This is a genomic window from Streptomyces sp. NPDC041129, from assembly GCF_055592265.1.
In genome coordinates, this window is record NZ_JBVIYV010000006.1 from 360572 (window position 1) to 379009 (window position 18438).

Sequence of the window (18438 nt, forward strand, 5' to 3'; positions counted from 1 at the left end):
ATGAGCAAGATCCTGATCCGTGGTGCGAGGGTGCTCGGCGGCGAGCCGCAGGACGTGCTGATCGACGGCGAGACGATCGCCGCGGTGGGCCAGGACCTCGGCGCCGAGGGCGCGGAGGTCGTCGAGGCCGCCGGCAAGGTGCTGCTCCCCGGTCTGGTCGACCTGCACACCCATCTGCGCGAGCCGGGCCGCGAGGACTCCGAGACCGTGCTCACCGGTACCCGCGCGGCCGCGAGCGGCGGCTACACGGCCGTCTTCGCCATGGCCAACACCTTCCCGGTCGCCGACACCGCAGGCGTCGTCGAGCAGGTCTACCGGCTCGGCAAGGAGCACGGCTACTGCGACGTCCAGCCGATCGGCGCCGTCACCGTCGGCCTGGAGGGCCGGAAGCTCGCCGAGCTGGGCGCGATGCACGAGTCCGCCGCCGGTGTCACCGTCTTCTCCGACGACGGCAAGTGCGTGGACGACGCCGTGATCATGCGCCGCGCGCTGGAGTACGTGAAGGCCTTCGGCGGCGTCGTCGCCCAGCACGCGCAGGAGCCGCGCCTCACCGAGGGCGCCCAGATGAACGAGGGCGTCGTCTCCGCCGAACTGGGCCTGGGCGGCTGGCCGGCCGTCGCCGAGGAGTCGATCATCGCGCGGGACGTGCTGCTCGCCGAGCACGTGGGCTCCCGCGTGCACATCTGCCACCTGTCGACCGCCGGATCCGTGGAGATCGTCCGCTGGGCCAAGTCCCGCGGCATCGACGTCACCGCCGAGGTCACCCCGCACCACCTGCTCCTCACCGACGAGCTGGTGCGGTCGTACAACCCGGTCTACAAGGTCAACCCGCCGCTGCGCACCGAGCGGGACGTGCACGCCCTGCGCGAGGCGCTCGCCGACGGCACGATCGACATCGTCGCCACCGACCACGCCCCGCACCCGCACGAGGACAAGGACTGCGAGTGGGCCGCCGCCGCCATGGGCATGGTGGGCCTGGAGACCGCGCTGTCGGTGGTCCAGGAGACGATGGTCGACACGGGCCTGCTGGACTGGGCCGGCGTCGCCGACCGGATGTCCGTCAGGCCCGCGCAGATCGGACAGGCCACCGGACACGGCCGCCCCGTCTCGGCTGGTGAGCCCGCCAACCTCGCCCTCGTCGACACGGCATACCGTGGCCAGGTGGACCCCGCGGGCTTCGCCTCGCGCAGCCGCAACACCCCCTACGAGGGACGCGAGCTGCCGGGCCGTGTGACGCACACGTGGCTGCGGGGCAAGGCCACGCTCGTCGACGGGAAGCTCACGTGACACCTGCAATCCTGCTGGCCGAGGCGAAGAAGTCGGCCGAGGTCACCGACTGGGGCGCCCGCATCGGCTGGCTCGTCGGACTCGCCCTCTTCGTCGCGCTCGTCTACTGGCTGATGCGCGAGGGCTGGAAATGGCGCGGCACCCTCCAGGGGGATCTGCCCGCCCCGCCCAGCGCGCCGGACGCGACCGGCCCGGTGAGACTGAGCATGAGCGGCCGCTACCACGGCTCCACGACGGCCGGGCAGTGGCTGGACCGCATCGTGGCCCACGGCCTGGGCACCCGCAGCCGGGCCGAGCTCACCCTGACCGACGCGGGCCTGGAGGTCGAGCGCCCCGGAGCGAACGACTTCTTCGTCCCCACGGCCGCGCTGCGCGGCGCCCGGCTCGACAAGGGCATCGCCGGCAAGGTCCTCACCGAGGGCGGACTGCTGGTGGTGACGTGGGCGCTCGGCGACAAGCTGATCGACTCCGGCTTCCGCTCCGACCACGCGGCCGACCACACCGAGTGGGCCGACACCCTGAACAAGATGATCAACGACACGGAAGGCGCACGATGACGACCTCCACCAGGGGAGCCGCGAAGGTTCCCGCCGTTCTCGTCCTGGAGGACGGCCGCACCTTCCGCGGCCGCGCCTACGGGGCCGTGGGGGAGACCTTCGGCGAGGCCGTGTTCTCCACCGGCATGACCGGCTACCAGGAAACCCTCACCGACCCGTCCTACGACCGCCAGATCGTCGTCGCGACCGCCCCGCAGATCGGCAACACCGGCTGGAACGACGAGGACGACGAGTCCCGGCGCATCTGGGTCTCCGGGTACGTCGTGCGCGACCCCGCGCGCGTGCCGTCCAACTGGCGCGCCAAGCGGTCCCTGGACGACGAGCTGGTCGCGCAGGGCGTGGTCGGCATCTCCGGGATCGACACCCGCGCGCTCACCCGCCACCTGCGCGAGCGCGGCTCGATGCGCGCCGGCATCTTCTCCGGCGAGGCCGTCGGTGCCGAGGCCGAGCTGGTCGAGCGGGTGCAGGCGCAGCCGCACATGAAGGGCGCGAGCCTCTACGAGGAGGTCGCCACCAAGGAGGCGTACGTCGTCCCGGCGGTCGGCGAGAAGCGCTTCACCGTCGCCGCCATCGACCTCGGCATCAAGGGCATGACCCCGCACCGCATGGCCGAGCGCGGCATCGAGGTGCATGTGCTGCCCGCCACGGCCACGCCCGACGAGGTCTACGCCGTGGCGCCCGACGGTGTCTTCTTCTCCAACGGCCCCGGCGACCCGGCCACCGCCGACGGTCCGGTCGCGCTGATGTCCGCCGTCCTGGAGCGCCGGACGCCGCTGTTCGGCATCTGCTTCGGCAACCAGATCCTCGGCCGCGCCCTCGGCTTCGGCACCTACAAGCTGAAGTACGGCCACCGGGGCATCAACCAGCCGGTCCAGGACCGTACGACCGGCAAGGTCGAGGTCACCGCGCACAACCACGGCTTCGCCGTGGACGCCCCGCTCGACAAGGTCAGCGACACCAGGTTCGGCCGCGCCGAGGTCTCGCACGTCTGCCTGAACGACGACGTGGTGGAGGGGCTGCAGCTGCTCGACCAGCCGGCCTTCTCCGTCCAGTACCACCCCGAAGCGGCTGCCGGCCCGCACGACGCCGCCTACCTCTTCGACCGCTTCGTATCCCTGATGGAGGGCCAGCGTGCCTAAGCGCACCGATATCCAGTCCGTCCTGGTCATCGGCTCCGGCCCGATCGTCATCGGCCAGGCCGCCGAGTTCGACTACTCCGGCACCCAGGCGTGCCGGGTGCTCAAGGCCGAGGGCCTGCGCGTGGTCCTCGTCAACTCCAACCCGGCGACGATCATGACCGACCCGGAGATCGCCGACGCCACCTACGTCGAGCCGATCACCCCCGAGTTCGTCGAGAAGATCATCGCCAAGGAGCGCCCGGACACGCTCCTGCCCACCCTGGGCGGCCAGACGGCCCTCAACACCGCCATCGCGCTGCACGAGAACGGCGTCCTGGAGAAGTACGGCGTCGAGCTGATCGGCGCCAAGCCCGAGGCCATCCACAAGGGCGAGGACCGCGACCAGTTCAAGGCGGTCGTGGAGGAGGTCCGCCGCAAGATCGGCCACGGCGAGTCCGCCCGCTCGGTGATCTGCCACACCATGGACGACGTTCTCAAGGGCGTCGAGACGCTCGGCGGCTACCCCGTGGTCGTCCGCCCCTCGTTCACCATGGGCGGCGCCGGCTCCGGCTTCGCGCACGACGAGGAGGAGCTGCGCCGCATCGCCGGCCAGGGCCTCACGCTCTCCCCGACCACCGAGGTGCTCCTGGAGGAGTCCATCCTCGGCTGGAAGGAGTACGAGCTGGAGCTGATGCGCGACAAGCACGACAACGTCGTGGTCGTCTGCTCCATCGAGAACTTCGACCCGATGGGCGTGCACACCGGTGACTCCATCACGGTCGCGCCCTCGATGACGCTGACCGACCGCGAGTACCAGATCCTGCGCGACATCGGCATCGCCGTCATCCGCGAGGTGGGCGTCGACACCGGCGGCTGCAACATCCAGTTCGCGGTGAACCCCGACGACGGCCGGATCATCGTCATCGAGATGAACCCGCGCGTGTCGCGTTCCTCGGCGCTCGCCTCCAAGGCGACCGGCTTCCCCATCGCCAAGATCGCCGCCAAGCTGGCCGTCGGCTACACGCTCGACGAGATCCCGAACGACATCACCCAGGAGACCCCGGCCTCCTTCGAGCCCACGCTCGACTACGTGGTCGTCAAGGCCCCGCGGTTCGCCTTCGAGAAGTTCCCGCAGGCCGACTCCACGCTGACCACCACCATGAAGTCGGTCGGCGAGGCCATGGCCATCGGCCGCAACTTCCCCGAGGCCTTCCAGAAGGCGCTGCGCTCGCTGGAGAAGAAGGGCAGCCAGTTCGCCTTCATCGGTGAGCCCGGCGACAAGGAGGCGCTGCTCCGCGAGGCCGTGCGCCCCACCGACGGCCGGATCAACACCGTCATGCAGGCCATCCGCGCGGGCGCCACCCCCGACGAGGTCTTCGAGTACACGAAGATCGACCCCTGGTTCGTGGACCAGCTCTTCCTGATCAAGGAGATCGCGGACGAGCTGGCCGAGGCGCCCGAGCTGACCGGTGACCTGCTCGCCGAGGCCAAGCGCCACGGCTTCTCCGACCAGCAGATCGCCGACATCCGCGGCCTGCGCGAGGACGTCGTGCGCGAGGTCCGGCACGCCCTCGGCGTCCGCCCGGTCTACAAGACGGTCGACACCTGCGCCGCCGAGTTCGCCGCGCGCACGCCGTACTTCTACTCCTCCTACGACGAGGAGTCCGAGGTCGCGACCCGCGAGAAGCCCGCGGTGATCATCCTGGGCTCCGGCCCGAACCGCATCGGCCAGGGCATCGAGTTCGACTACTCCTGCGTCCACGCCTCCTTCGCGCTGTCCGACGCCGGGTACGAGACCGTGATGGTCAACTGCAACCCGGAGACGGTCTCCACCGACTACGACACCTCCGACCGGCTGTACTTCGAGCCGCTGACGCTGGAGGACGTGCTGGAGATCGTCCACGCGGAGCAGCAGGCCGGTCCGGTGGCGGGCGTGATCGTGCAGCTCGGCGGCCAGACCCCGCTCGGCCTGTCGCAGGCCCTGAAGGACAACGGCGTGCCGATCGTGGGCACCTCGCCGGAGGCGATCCACGCCGCCGAGGACCGCGGCGCCTTCGGCCGGGTCCTCGCGGAGGCCGGCCTGCCCGCGCCGAAGCACGGCACGGCCACCACCTTCGACGAGGCCAAGGCCATCGCCGACGAGATCGGCTACCCGGTCCTGGTCCGCCCCTCGTACGTCCTCGGCGGGCGCGGCATGGAGATCGTCTACGACGAGAGCCGCCTGGCCTCCTACATCGCCGAGTCGACCGAGATCAGCCCCTCCCGTCCGGTCCTCGTCGACCGCTTCCTGGACGACGCCATCGAGATCGACGTCGACGCGCTCTACGACGGCGAGGAGCTGTACCTCGGCGGCGTGATGGAGCACATCGAGGAGGCCGGCATCCACTCCGGCGACTCGGCGTGCGCCCTGCCCCCGATCACCCTCGGCGGCTTCGACATCAAGCGCCTGCGCGCCTCCACCGAGGCGATCGCCAAGGGCGTCGGCGTGCGCGGCCTGATCAACATCCAGTTCGCGATGGCGGGTGACATCCTCTACGTCCTGGAGGCCAACCCGCGCGCCTCCCGCACGGTCCCCTTCACCTCCAAGGCGACCGCGGTGCCGCTGGCCAAGGCCGCCGCCCGGATCTCGCTGGGTGCGACCGTCGCCGAGCTGCGCGCCGAGGGCCTGCTTCCGGCGAACGGCGACGGCGGCGAGCTGCCGCTGGACGCGCCGATCTCCGTCAAGGAGGCCGTCATGCCCTGGTCGCGCTTCCGTGACATCCAGGGCCGCGGCGTCGACACCGTCCTCGGCCCGGAGATGCGCTCCACCGGCGAGGTCATGGGCATCGACTCGGTCTTCGGCACGGCGTACGCCAAGTCGCAGGCCGGCGCCTACGGGCCGCTGCCCACCAAGGGCCGCGCCTTCATCTCGGTCGCCAACCGCGACAAGCGCTCGATGATCTTCCCGGCGCGCGAGCTGGTCGCGCACGGCTTCGAGCTGCTCGCCACCTCCGGCACCGCCGAGGTCCTCAAGCGCAACGGCATCAACGCCACGGTCGTGCGCAAGCAGTCCGAGGGCACCGGCCCGAACGGTGAGCGGACCATCGTCCAGCTCATCCACGACGGCGAGGTCGACCTCATCGTCAACACCCCGTACGGCACCGGCGGCCGCCTCGACGGCTACGACATCCGTACCGCGGCGGTGGCCCGCTCCGTGCCGTGCCTGACGACCGTCCAGGCGCTCGCGGCGGCCGTCCAGGGCATCGACGCCCTCAACCACGGCGACGTGGGCGTCCGCTCGCTCCAGGAACACGCGGAACACCTGACCGCGGCCCGCGACTAGCAGCCCTGAGGGGGACACCGGAAACGGTGTCCCCCTCTTCATGAGGACACCATGTACAAGATCTTCTTCAGTCTCGTCTTCAAACGGATGGACCCCGAGACGGCCCACCACCTGGCCTTCCGCTGGATCCGTCTGGCCGTCCGCGTCCCCGTCCTGCGCACGTTCGTGGCGGCCGCCCTCGCGCCCCGCCACAAGGAGCTGCGCACCGAGGCCTTCGGGCTGCGCATGCACGGCCCCTTCGGGCTCGCCGCCGGCTTCGACAAGAACGCCGTCGCCATCGACGGCATGTCCATGCTGGGCTTCGACCATGTCGAGATCGGCACGGTCACCGGTGAACCGCAGCCCGGCAACCCCAGGAAGCGGCTGTTCCGGCTCGTGGCCGACCGCGCGCTGATCAACCGCATGGGCTTCAACAACGACGGCTCACTGGCCGTCGCGGCCCGTCTCGCCGCCCGCGAGCCGGTGTTCCGGACCGTGGTCGGCGTCAACATCGGCAAGACCAAGGTCGTCCCCGAGGAGGAGGCCGCCGGCGACTACGCGATGTCCGCCGAGCGCCTCGCGCCCCACGCCGACTACCTGGTCGTGAACGTCTCCTCCCCGAACACCCCCGGCCTGCGCAACCTCCAGGCGACCGAGGCGCTGCGCCCGCTGCTCGGCGCGGTGCGCGAGGCCGCCGACCGCGCGGTGCCGGACCGGCGTGTCCCGCTGCTGGTGAAGATCGCTCCCGATCTCGCGGACGAGGACGTCGACGCCGTCGCCGACCTGGCGGTGGAGCTCGGCCTGGACGGCATCATCGCCACCAACACGACCATCGCGCGCGAGGGCCTCGGTCTGACCTCCGCGCCGTCGCTGGTGAAGGAGACCGGCGGCCTCTCCGGCGCGCCGCTGAAGGCGCGCTCCCTGGAGGTGCTGCGCCGCCTGTACGCGCGCGTGGGCGACCGGATCACCCTGGTGGGCGTCGGCGGCGTCGAGACCGCCGAGGACGCCTGGCAGCGCATCCTGGCCGGTGCCACGCTGGTGCAGGGGTACAGCGCCTTCGTCTACGAGGGCCCGTTCTGGTCCCGCGCGATCCACAAGGGCCTCGCCGCGCGCCTGCGGACCAGCCCGTACGCCACACTCGCCGACGCGGTCGGCGCCGACGTGAGGAACGACGCATGACGGTTCTGGAACCCTTCGGCGCGCGCCTGCGCCGCGCGATGGACGAGCGCGGCCCGCTGTGCGTCGGCGTCGACCCGCACGCCTCCCTGCTCGCCGAGTGGGGCCTGGCCGACGACGTGGCCGGTCTTGAGCGGTTCAGCCGCACGGTCGTCGAGGCGGTGGCCGACCGGGTCGCCGTCATGAAGCCGCAGAGCGCGTTCTTCGAGCGGTTCGGCTCGCGCGGTGTCGCCGTGCTGGAGCGGACGGTCCAGGAGGCGCGCGCGGCCGGGACCCTGGTCGTGATGGACGCCAAGCGCGGCGACATCGGCTCGACCATGGCCGGGTACGCCGAGGCCTACCTGCACAAGGACTCGCCGCTGTTCTCCGACGCGCTGACCGTCTCGCCCTACCTCGGCTACGGCTCGCTCAGCCCGGCCGTCGCGCTGGCCAGGGAGAGCGGTACGGGGCTGTTCGTGCTGGCGCTGACCTCGAACCCGGAGGGCCCGGAGGTCCAGCACGCGGTCCGCGCCGACGGACGCGACGTGGGCGCGACCATGCTGGCCCACCTGGCCGCCGAGAACGCCGGCGAGGAGCCGCTGGGCTCGTTCGGCGCGGTGGTCGGCGCCACGGTGGGCGACCTGTCCTCGTACGACCTCGGCATCAACGGCCCGCTCCTGGCGCCCGGCGTCGGGGCGCAGGGGGCGACGGCGGCCGACCTTCCCCGGGTCTTCGGGGCGGCGGTGCGCAACGTGGTGCCGAACGTCAGCAGGGGCGTGCTGCGCCAGGGGCCCGACGTCGGAGCGCTGCGCTCCGTCACGGAGCGTTTCGCGGAGGAGATCAGGACCGCCGTCGCGGGCGGCTGAGCTGCCGGGAGGGCGTTTCGGTGCGCGGCGGGCGGGCGGCTTGAGTGTGAATACATCCTCAAATCGAGGGCAGTATGTCTGAAATGTCCGGCCTGACGGCGGCTGACCTGTACTTTTCCGCTGTTCTCGCTGACTCTGGCGGACTTGCCCGCTAGTCTCCGAGCAGTGGGGGCACCTCCCGCGCCTCCGCAGGTAGTGGGGGAGAACGGGCAGCGTGTTGCTCGTGGCTCCCCAGGTGTGGGGCGACTAGGTTCCTCACCGGTCCGTATCCGACAGTTCGACATCCGAGGTGACGTAGGCGTGGCTCTTCCGCCCCTTACCCCTGAACAGCGCGCAGCCGCGCTCGAAAAGGCCGCCGCGGCTCGCCGGGAGCGGGCCGAGGTCAAGAATCGACTCAAGCACTCCGGCGCCTCCCTCCACGAGGTCATCAAGCAGGGCCAGGAGAACGACGTCATCGGCAAGATGAAGGTCTCCGCCCTGCTCGAGTCCCTGCCGGGCGTGGGCAAGGTCCGCGCCAAGCAGATCATGGAGCGTCTGGGCATCTCCGAGAGCCGCCGCGTGCGCGGTCTCGGCTCCAACCAGATCGCCTCCCTGGAGCGTGAGTTCGGCAGCACCGGCTCCTGAGTCCGGCTCCTGAGTCCGGCCCCCGCCGGACCGGGAGTCCCGGGCACTCCGGGATTGCTGGAATAATCGCTGCATGGCTGTAACACCCCGGGGGACGACCCCCGTGCCCCCGGACGCACGTCCGCGGCTGACCGTGCTCTCCGGCCCCTCCGGGGTCGGCAAGAGCACGGTCGTCGCCCATATGCGCAAGGAACATCCCGAGGTCTGGCTCTCGGTGTCCGCGACCACCCGCAAGCCCCGCCCCGGCGAGCAGCACGGAGTCCACTACTTCTTCGTCACCGACGACGAGATGGACAAGCTGATCGCCAACGGCGAGCTGCTGGAGTGGGCCGAGTTCGCCGGCAACCGCTACGGCACGCCCCGCGCGGCCGTGCAGGAGCGGCTGGAGAAGGGTGAGCCCGTGCTGCTGGAGATCGACCTCCAGGGCGCCCGGCAGGTCCGCGAGTCGATGTCCGACGCCCAGCTGGTGTTCCTGGCCCCGCCCTCCTGGGAGGAGCTGGTGCGCAGGCTGACCGGCCGGGGGACCGAGCCGCCCGAGGTCATCGAGCGCCGTCTGGACGCGGCGAAGACCGAGCTGGCGGCCGAGCCGGAGTTCGACGAGACCCTCGTCAACACCTCCGTCGAGGACGTGGCCCGCGAGCTGCTAGCCTTGATGGACGTTGTGTGATCGTGACCGCCGCACCCAGGTGCACGCGGCCCCTCGCACCGACTGATTCTTTCCCATCCATCGGAAGGTAGAGCGTGTCCTCTTCCATCACCGCGCCCGAGGGCATCATCAACCCGCCGATCGACGAGCTGCTCGAGGCCACTGACTCGAAGTACAGCCTCGTGATCTACGCGGCCAAGCGGGCCCGCCAGATCAACGCGTACTACTCGCAGCTCGGTGAGGGCCTGCTCGAGTACGTCGGTCCGCTCGTCGACACCCACGTCCACGAGAAGCCGCTGTCGATCGCCCTGCGTGAGATCAACGCCGGTCTGCTGACCTCCGAGGCCATCGAGGGCCCCGCCCAGTAGAACCGCGCGGTAGTACTTTCAGATCGCGGTTGACTTATCCACAGGCCCGGCAGTCAAGCTGCCGGGCCTGTGGTGTGTGATGGACCCGTACGTTGCCGAGCCCGGGAGAGATGGTGGACAAGCCGAGGGTCGTTCTGGGGGTCAGTGGCGGCATCGCCGCGTACAAGGCCTGTGAGCTGCTGAGAAGGTTCACCGAGTCGGGGCACGACGTGCGCGTGGTACCCACCGCCTCCGCGCTGCACTTCGTCGGCGCGGCCACCTGGTCCGCGCTCTCCGGCAACCCGGTCTCCACGGAGGTCTGGGACCACGTCGACGAGGTGCCGCACGTCCGCATCGGCCAGCACGCCGACCTGGTCGTGGTGGCCCCGGCCACCGCCGACATGCTCGCCAAGGCCGCCCACGGCCTCGCGGACGACCTGCTGACCAACACCCTCCTCACCGCACGCTGCCCGGTCGTCTTCGCGCCGGCCATGCACACGGAGATGTGGGAGCACCCCGCCACCCAGGAGAACGTGGCGACGCTGCGCCGCCGCGGCGCCGTCGTCATCGATCCCGCGGTGGGCAGGCTGACCGGGGTCGACACCGGAAAGGGCCGGCTGCCCGACCCGGTGGAGATCTTCGAGGTGTGCCGCCGGGTCCTGGCCCGGGGTGCCCAGGCGCCCGATCTCGAGGGACGGCACGTCGTGGTCTCGGCCGGCGGCACCCGCGAGCCGCTCGACCCGGTCCGCTTCCTGGGGAACCGTTCCTCCGGCAAGCAGGGCTACGCCCTCGCCCGCACGGCCGCCGCCCGCGGCGCCCGGGTCACGCTGATCGCCGCCAACACCGGGCTGACCGACCCGGCCGGGGTCGACGTCGTCCCGGTGGGCACCGCCGTCCAGCTGCGCGAGGCCGTCCTGAAGGCCGCGGCCGACGCCGACGCCGTGGTCATGGCCGCCGCCGTCGCCGACTTCCGTCCCGCCGTCTACGCGGCCGGGAAGATCAAGAAGAAGGACGACCAGGAGCCCGCCCCCATCACCCTGGTGCGGAATCCGGACATCCTCGCGGAGATCTCGGCCGAGCGCGCCCGGCCCGCGCAGGTCGTCGTCGGCTTCGCCGCGGAGACCGACGACGTGCTCGCCAACGGCCGCGCCAAGCTCGCCCGCAAGGGCTGCGACCTCCTCGTCGTCAACGAGGTGGGGGAGCGCAAGACCTTCGGCTCCGAGGAGAACGAGGCCGTGGTGCTGGGCGCAGACGGCAGCGAGACCCCCGTGCCGCACGGTCCCAAGGAGGCCCTCGCGGACATCGTCTGGGACCTGGTGGCCGCCCGTCTGGGCTGACCCCGCCGTCGTCGTTGCGCCGTCCGGGCACGGCCCGGTTCGGCCGTCCGGGCCGTTTTGACCGGGCCGTACGACGTCGGTTTTTCGCCGCACAATGTCGCATGGCGGGCCTGGCCAAGGGCGCTCGGCATTGTGCAGAATGCCCGTGCCGCAGGTCACAGCGCTCCCGAGTGGCGAGACACGTGGGCCGGCGGCCGAGTGCGACCGATAAACTGTTCTCGGACGACGTCGGGTGCAGCCCCCCGCGTCATCTGCCAATGATCAGCCAGCAGCCGCTGCAACCCCAGGGAGCGTTGTGTCCCGTCGCCTGTTCACCTCGGAGTCCGTGACCGAGGGTCACCCCGACAAGATCGCTGACCAGATCAGCGACACCATTCTCGACGCGCTGCTGCGCGAGGACCCCTCCTCGCGTGTCGCCGTCGAGACGCTGATCACCACCGGCCTGGTGCACGTCGCCGGCGAGGTGACGACCAAGGCCTACGCGGACATCGCGACCCTGGTCCGCAACAAGATCCTCGAAATCGGCTACGACTCCTCGAAGAAGGGCTTCGACGGAGCCTCCTGCGGCGTCTCGGTCTCGATCGGCGCGCAGTCCCCGGACATCGCGCAGGGCGTCGACACGGCCTACGAGTCCCGGGTCGAGGGCGACGAGGACGAGCTCGACAAGCAGGGCGCCGGCGACCAGGGCCTGATGTTCGGCTACGCCTCGGACGAGACACCGACGCTGATGCCGCTGCCGGTGTTCCTGGCGCACCGCCTGTCGAAGCGGCTCTCCGAGGTCCGCAAGAACGGCACCATCCCCTACCTGCGGCCCGACGGCAAGACGCAGGTCACCATCGAGTACGACGGCGACAAGGCCGTCCGCCTCGACACGGTCGTGGTCTCCTCCCAGCACGCCTCGGACATCGACCTCGAGTCGCTGCTCGCACCCGACATCCGCGAGTTCGTCGTCGAGCCCGAGCTGAAGGCCCTGCTGGAGGACGGCATCAAGCTGGACACCGAGGGCTACCGGCTGCTGGTCAACCCGACCGGCCGTTTCGAGATCGGCGGCCCCATGGGCGACGCCGGCCTGACCGGCCGCAAGATCATCATCGACACCTACGGCGGCATGGCCCGCCACGGTGGCGGCGCCTTCTCCGGCAAGGACCCGTCCAAGGTCGACCGCTCCGCCGCATACGCCATGCGCTGGGTCGCCAAGAACGTGGTGGCGGCGGGCCTGGCCTCCCGCTGCGAGGTCCAGGTCGCCTACGCCATCGGCAAGGCCGAGCCGGTGGGCCTGTTCGTGGAGACCTTCGGCACCGCCAAGATCGACCACGAGAAGATCGAGAAGGCGATCGACGAGGTCTTCGACCTCCGTCCGGCCGCCATCATCCGCGACCTCGACCTGCTCCGCCCGATCTACGCCCAGACCGCCGCGTACGGCCACTTCGGCCGTGAGCTGCCCGACTTCACCTGGGAGCGCACGGACCGCGTGGACGCCCTGCGTCAGGCCGCGGGCCTGTAGTCCCGTCCCGGTCGTCCCGCCGAGGCCCGGCTTCCCTTCGGGGGCCGGGCCTCGGCGCGTGTCCGGCGGATCCCGCAACGGCCCCGTCCACGCCTCCCGTCCCCGGGGGGATCCCGCTCGGGGCGCCGGTTGTCGGTGGCGTTTGGTAAGAATGCAAGCGTGAGCAGCGAGAACGGTTCGGGGGGCGGCGGGGCCGAGGGGGCGCCGCCGGAGCAGCTCGCGCTCATCCGGGAGAGCGTGCGGGGGGCCAGGGTGCCCCGGGCCAAGCCGCGTACCTGGCGGGGCGCCGCCCTGGCCGGGGAGCTGCCCGTGGCGCGGGTGCTCGTCGACAAGGGCGTACTCCACCTCGACCGGTACTTCGACTACGCGGTGCCCGAGGAACTGGACGCCGAGGCGCAGCCCGGGGTCAGGGTGCGGGTGCGGTTCGGCGCCGGCCGGGGGCGCGTGCGCGAGGGGCGGCGCGAGGGCGGCGGGCTCATCGACGGGTTCATCGTCGAGCGGCGGGCCGAGTCCGACTACTCGGGGCCGCTGGCCGCCCTCGCCCAGGTGGTCTCCCCGGAGCCCGTGCTCGGCGACGAGCTGCTCGGGCTGGCGCGGGCCGTCGCCGACCGGTACGCGGGAAGCCTCGCCGATGTGCTGCAGCTCGCCGTGCCGCCGCGCAGCGCGCGGGCCGAACGGCGCCCGTCGCCCGCCCCGCTGCCCCCGCCACCGGCGCCGGAGCCCGGCTCCTGGGCGCGGTACGAGCAGGGGGCCGCCTTTGTCGGCTCGCTGGCCGCCGGCGCCGCCCCGCGAGCCGTGTGGAACGCCCTGCCGGGCCCGCTGTGGAGTGACGAGCTGGCCCGGGCCGTCGCCGCCACGCTCGCCTCGGGACGAGGCGCGCTCGTCGTCGTACCGGACGGGCGGGCCGCCGCGCGCGTCGACGCCGCACTGACCGCGCTGCTCGGCGAGGGCCGGCATGTACTGCTCACCGCCGACGCCGGCCCCGAGAAGCGGTACGCGCAGTGGCTCGCGGTGCGGCGCGGGTCCGTGCGCGCCGTCGTCGGCACCCGGGCGGCGATGTTCGCTCCCGTGCGGGATCTCGGGCTCGTCGCCATCTGGGACGACGGGGACGGCAGCCACAGCGAGCAGCACGCCCCGCAGCCGCACGCGCGCGATGTGCTGCTGCTGCGCGCGTCGCTCGACAGGTGCGCGTTTCTGCTCGGCGGCTGGAGCTGCACGGTCGAGGCGGCCCAGCTCGTCGAGAGCGGCTGGGCGCGGCCCCTGGTCGCGGGCCGGGAGCAGGTACGGGGGGCCGCCCCCCTCGTGCGCACGGTCGGGGACGAGGATCTCGCCCGCGACGAGGCCGCCCGTGCCGCCCGGCTGCCCTCGCTCGCCTGGCAGGCGGTCCGGGAGGGGCTGCGGCACGGCCCGGTGCTGGTGCAGGTGCCCCGGCGTGGCTACGTGCCGCGCATGGCCTGTGCGCAGTGCCGGGCGCCCGCCCGGTGCCGGCACTGCGCCGGCCCGCTGGAGGCGCAGGACGCCGGTGCGCTGCGGTGCGGCTGGTGCGGGCGCGAGGAGGGCGCCTGGCACTGCCCGGAGTGCGGGAGCTTCCGGCTGCGGGCCCAGGTCGTGGGGGCGCGTCGGACCGCCGAGGAACTGGGGCGGGCCTTCCCCGCCGTACCGGTGCGCACCTCGGGACGCGAACACGTGCTGGACACGGTGCCGGACGCGCCCGCGCTGGTGGTGAGCACGCCGGGGGCCGAGCCCGTCGCCGAGGGCGGCTACGCGGCGGCCCTACTGCTGGACGGCTGGGCCATGCTCGGGCGGCCCGACCTGCGGGCCGGCGAGGAGGCGCTGCGCCGGTGGATCGCCGCCGGGGCGCTCGTCCGGCCGCAGGGCGAGCGGGGGACCGTGGTCGTGGTGGCCGAGCCGACCCTGCGTCCCGTGCAGGCGCTGGTGCGCTGGGACCCCGTGGGGCACGCGGTGCGGGAGCTGGCCGAGCGGGCCGAGCTGGGCTTCCCCCCGGTGTCCCGGATGGCGGCCGTGTCCGGGACGGCCGTGGCCGTCGCCGAGTTCCTCGGCACCGTCGAACTGCCCGCGGACGCCGAGGTGCTGGGGCCGGTGCCGGTGCCCCCCACGCTGCCGGGCCGGCCCCGCAGGCCCGGCGCGCCGCCACCCGGTGAGCACTGGGAACGGGCGCTGGTGAGGGTGCCGCCGGGCAGCGGGGCCGCCCTGGCGGCCGCCCTGAAGACGGCACAGGCCGCGCGGATGGCGCGGGGGAGCGAGGAACCGGTGCGGGTGCGGATCGATCCACCGGACATCGGCTGAGAGCCCGCCGGCCGCGGCCCGGGCGAGCCCCGCACCGGTCCCGGGCATACGTTTGCCCTCCCGGCGTCTCCCGGGAGGGCAGGGATGAGGCCGGGCCGGGCGGTGCGCTCAGCCGTTGCGCGGGCCCGGGAAGGCCGTCGGCCGGGCGTCGTCGCGGAGTGTCGGACTGCCCGCGGTCGGCTGCGTCGGCATCGAACGGGCGGCGGGCACCGTCGGCACCGCGGGCAGGGGGGAGTTCACGTCGAGCGTGCGGGTGCCGGACGGGTCCGTGGCCCGCTCGTTCTCGGCGGCCGCCTGCGCGGCGGCCCGGCGGGCGCCGTAACGGCGGTGCACCGCCTGCTTGGTGACGCCCAGGGCCGAGCCCACCGCGTCCCAGGAGAAGCCGAGCGAGCGGTCGAAGTCCACGGCGGCGGTGACCAGCGTCTCGACGCTGTCCCGGAGCTCCTGGGCGAGGCGGACCGTGGGGGCCGGGGCGCGTCCGTAGACGACGAAGCCCGTGGACGGGCCGGAACGGCGCGGACGGTAGACGTTGCCCAACTGGGCGGTGAGCGTGCGCAGCGCGTCCACCTGCCGGCGGACCCTCTCGATGTCCCGCACCAGCAAGTGCAGGCTGGCCCGGGCCTGGGCGTCGTGGGTTGCGTGGTCGGCCATGAACAAGCCTCTCGAACCGGCGTTGAAAGGAATTGGGCCGCTGGCGCGGTCCGATGTGGTCAACTCTCTCTTGACCAACGCGTAGACGCGCCGCTGGTCACGGGGTGGGGGCGTACGGGCATATGCGTACGCCGCCCCTAGACTGGTGCGCTGCCCGTCCGACCCCCGCCCGAGAGGCCCGATCCCGCCCATGAAGCTCGTCTTCGCCGGTACCCCCGAGGTCGCCGTTCCCGCCCTGGACGCTCTCCTCGCCTCCGGGCGGCACGAGGTGGCCGCCGTCGTCACACGGCCCGACGCGCCGGCCGGACGGGGGCGCAGGCTGGTCGCGTCCCCCGTGGCCGACCGGGCGGCGGAGGCCGGCATCGAGGTGCTGAAGCCGGCCAGGCCGCGCGACCCCGAGTTCCTGGAGCGGCTGCGGGAGATCGCCCCGGACTGCTGCCCCGTGGTCGCCTACGGCGCCCTGCTGCCCAGGGTCGCCCTGGACATCCCGGCGCACGGCTGGGTCAACCTGCACTTCTCCCTGCTTCCGGCATGGCGCGGGGCCGCACCCGTGCAGCACGCCCTCATGGCGGGCGACGAGATCACCGGGGCCTCCACCTTCCTCATCGAGGAGGGGCTCGACTCGGGACCGGTGTACGGCACCGTCACCGAGCAGGTCCGGCCCACCGACACCAGCGGCGATCTGCTCACCCGGCTCGCGTTCGCCGGCGCCGGGCTGCTGGCCGCGACCATGGACGGCATCGCGGACGGCACCCTGAAGGCCGTACCGCAGCCGGCCGAGGGCATCACCCTGGCACCCAAGATCACCGTCGAGGACGCCCAGGTGGACTGGGCGGCGCCCGCGCTCCGCGTCGACCGGGTGGTGCGCGGCTGCACGCCCGCCCCCGGCGCCTGGACCACGTTCCGCGGCGAGCGGCTCAAGCTCGTCCAGGTCACGCCCGTGCCCGAGCGCACCGGCCTCGCCCCGGGACAGCTCTCGGCCGGCAAGAACAGCGTGCACGTGGGCACCGGGTCGTACGCCGTCGAGCTGCTGTGGGTGCAGGCGCAGGGCAAGAAGCCGATGCGGGCCGCCGACTGGGCGCGCGGGGCGCGCATCGCGGAGGGGGAGACGCTCGGGGGCTGAGCCCCGAGCGGCGGGGGCACGGCCGCGGCGACGTACGCTGGGAACCGCACTCCCTCCATCACATCCGGAGCACCTTTTTCGTGAGCGAGCAGTCCCAGCGGCCGCGCAGGCCCGCCAAGCCGTACCGCCGTCCCCAGAAGGACCCCGTCCGCATCCTGGCCTTCGACGCGCTGCGCGCGGTGGACGAACGGGACGCGTACGCCAACCTGGTCCTGCCGCCGCTGCTGCGCAAGGCCCGCGAGAAGGGCGGCTTCGACGCGCGGGACGCCGCTCTCGCCACCGAGCTGGTGTACGGGACGCTGCGCCGGCAGGGCACCTACGACGCCGTCATCGCCGCCTGTGTCGACCGGCCGCTGCGCGAGGTCGACCCGCCGGTGCTCGACGTGCTCAGCCTGGGCGTGCACCAGCTCCTCGGAACCCGGATCCCGACCCACGCCGCCGTGTCCGCCTCCGTGGAGCTGGCGCGGGTGGTGCTCGGGGACGGGCGCGCCAAGTTCGTCAACGCGGTGCTGAGGAAGGTGGCCCAGAACGATCTCGACGGATGGATCGAGAAGGTCGCGCCTCCCTACGACGAGGACCCCGAGGAGCATCTCGCCGTCGTGCACTCGCATCCCCGCTGGGTCGTCTCCGCGCTGTGGGACTCCCTCGGCGGCGGCCGGGCCGGCATCGAGGAACTGCTGGCGGCCGACAACGAGCGGCCCGAGGTCACGCTCGTCGCGCGGCCGGGCCGGGCGACCACCGAGGAACTGCTGCGCGAGGACGCCGCCGTGCCGGGCCGCTGGTCGCCGTACGCCGTGCGGCTGGCCGAGGGCGGTGAACCGGGCGCGGTGCGGGCCGTGCACGAGGGGCGGGCCGGGGTGCAGGACGAGGGCAGCCAGCTGGTCGCCCTCGCGCTCGCGAACGCCCCGCTCGACGGTCCCGACGCCACCTGGCTCGACGGCTGCGCCGGTCCCGGCGGCAAGGCCGCCCTGCTGGGCGCCCTCGCCGCGGAGCGGGGGGCCGCGCTGCTGGCCGCCGAGAAGCAGCCGCACCGGGCCGGACTGGTGGCCAGGGCCCTCCAGGGCAACCCCGGGCCGTACCAGGTCGTCACCGCCGACGGGACCCGGCCGCCGTGGCGGGCCGGCTCCTTCGACCGGGTCCTGATGGACGTGCCCTGCACCGGGCTCGGCGCCCTGCGCCGCCGCCCCGAGGCACGGTGGCGGCGCCGCCCGGAGGACCTGGACACCTTCGGGCCGCTGCAGCGCTCCCTGCTGCGCACGGCGCTGGACTCGGTGCGGGTCGGCGGGGTCGTCGGCTACGCCACCTGCTCGCCGCATCTCGCAGAGACCCGGGCGGTCGTCACCGACGTGCTCAAGCAGCGCCCGGAGACCGAGCTGATCGACGCCCGTCCCCTGCTGCCCGGCCTCCCGGCGCTCGGTGAGGGACCGGACGTGCAGCTCTGGCCGCACCTGCACGGCACCGACGCGATGTACCTGGCCCTGATCCGCCGCACCGGCTGACACCGGCGCGCGGTTCCCCGGGGGCGCGGGGAACCGCGCGACCGACCCGTACCGGCCCGCGGCCGAGACACAACCGCGACGGACCGCCGTTACAGGCAGGCGCGGCGGCATGGCAG

The 18438-nt window shown here is 72.8% G+C and carries 15 protein-coding genes; 14 read left to right on the forward strand and 1 reads right to left on the reverse strand.

Annotated features, from left to right (window positions below):
• From ACZ6B1_RS21850 to ACZ6B1_RS21905, 12 genes are all read left to right on the forward strand, one after another.
• Complete coding sequence (locus tag ACZ6B1_RS21850; RefSeq protein ID WP_468780720.1) at positions 1-1287, forward strand: dihydroorotase; 1287 nt, start codon at positions 1-3, stop codon at positions 1285-1287.
• Positions 1284-1844 carry a PH-like domain-containing protein gene (locus ACZ6B1_RS21855; protein WP_468780721.1) on the forward strand — a complete coding sequence of 187 codons (561 nt, stop codon included), beginning with the start codon at positions 1284-1286 and terminating at the stop codon, positions 1842-1844. The genes ACZ6B1_RS21850 and ACZ6B1_RS21855 overlap by 4 nt, the downstream gene beginning before the upstream one ends.
• Positions 1841-2983 (forward strand): glutamine-hydrolyzing carbamoyl-phosphate synthase small subunit, encoded by a 1143-nt coding sequence (gene carA / locus ACZ6B1_RS21860; RefSeq protein WP_468780723.1) that lies wholly within the window; start codon positions 1841-1843, stop codon positions 2981-2983. Before ACZ6B1_RS21855 ends, carA begins: the two co-directional genes overlap by 4 nt.
• Positions 2976-6284 (forward strand): carbamoyl-phosphate synthase large subunit, encoded by a 3309-nt coding sequence (carB, locus tag ACZ6B1_RS21865; RefSeq protein ID WP_468780725.1) that lies wholly within the window; start codon positions 2976-2978, stop codon positions 6282-6284. Before carA ends, carB begins: the two co-directional genes overlap by 8 nt.
• 51 nt (positions 6285-6335) lie before the next feature.
• A complete protein-coding gene (locus ACZ6B1_RS21870; protein ID WP_468780726.1) occupies positions 6336-7442 on the forward strand; it encodes a quinone-dependent dihydroorotate dehydrogenase in 1107 nt (368 codons plus the stop codon).
• Positions 7439-8284 (forward strand): orotidine-5'-phosphate decarboxylase, encoded by an 846-nt coding sequence (gene pyrF / locus ACZ6B1_RS21875; protein WP_468780728.1) that lies wholly within the window; start codon positions 7439-7441, stop codon positions 8282-8284. Before ACZ6B1_RS21870 ends, pyrF begins: the two co-directional genes overlap by 4 nt.
• Positions 8285-8584: 300 nt before the next feature.
• A complete protein-coding gene (locus tag ACZ6B1_RS21880) occupies positions 8585-8908 on the forward strand; it encodes an integration host factor (RefSeq protein ID WP_003977346.1) in 324 nt (107 codons plus the stop codon).
• 73 nt (positions 8909-8981) lie between these two features.
• Positions 8982-9575: a guanylate kinase gene (gene gmk / locus ACZ6B1_RS21885; RefSeq protein WP_451204098.1), complete on the forward strand. Its 594-nt coding sequence runs from the start codon at positions 8982-8984 to the stop codon at positions 9573-9575.
• A 74-nt stretch (positions 9576-9649) separates the two neighbouring features.
• Positions 9650-9922, forward strand: coding sequence for a DNA-directed RNA polymerase subunit omega (rpoZ, locus tag ACZ6B1_RS21890; RefSeq protein ID WP_005319902.1), 273 nt, complete (start codon positions 9650-9652; stop codon positions 9920-9922).
• Between the two features lie 113 nt (positions 9923-10035).
• A complete protein-coding gene (gene coaBC, locus ACZ6B1_RS21895; protein ID WP_468780731.1) occupies positions 10036-11238 on the forward strand; it encodes a bifunctional phosphopantothenoylcysteine decarboxylase/phosphopantothenate--cysteine ligase CoaBC in 1203 nt (400 codons plus the stop codon).
• Positions 11239-11533: 295 nt separating this feature from the next.
• Entirely contained in the window at positions 11534-12742 is a 1209-nt protein-coding gene (gene metK / locus ACZ6B1_RS21900) for a methionine adenosyltransferase (RefSeq protein ID WP_351663867.1), read from the forward strand.
• A gap of 159 nt (positions 12743-12901) precedes the next feature.
• Positions 12902-15049 (forward strand): primosomal protein N', encoded by a 2148-nt coding sequence (locus ACZ6B1_RS21905; protein ID WP_468780733.1) that lies wholly within the window; start codon positions 12902-12904, stop codon positions 15047-15049.
• Positions 15050-15157: 108 nt separating this feature from the next.
• On the opposite strand, the gene ACZ6B1_RS21910 is transcribed toward ACZ6B1_RS21905, so the two are convergent.
• Entirely contained in the window at positions 15158-15700 is a 543-nt protein-coding gene (locus ACZ6B1_RS21910) for a hypothetical protein (RefSeq protein ID WP_468780735.1), read from the reverse strand.
• Positions 15701-15890: 190 nt separating this feature from the next.
• On the opposite strand from ACZ6B1_RS21910, the gene fmt reads away from it, so the two are divergent.
• Both fmt and ACZ6B1_RS21920 read left to right on the forward strand, forming a co-directional pair.
• Positions 15891-16823: a methionyl-tRNA formyltransferase gene (fmt, locus tag ACZ6B1_RS21915; protein WP_468780737.1), complete on the forward strand. Its 933-nt coding sequence runs from the start codon at positions 15891-15893 to the stop codon at positions 16821-16823.
• 80 nt (positions 16824-16903) lie between these two features.
• The gene (locus ACZ6B1_RS21920) at positions 16904-18322 is read left to right on the forward strand and encodes an RsmB/NOP family class I SAM-dependent RNA methyltransferase (RefSeq protein WP_468780739.1); all 1419 of its coding nucleotides are present in this window, start codon (positions 16904-16906) and stop codon (positions 18320-18322) included.
• Positions 18323-18438: the final 116 nt, after the last annotated feature.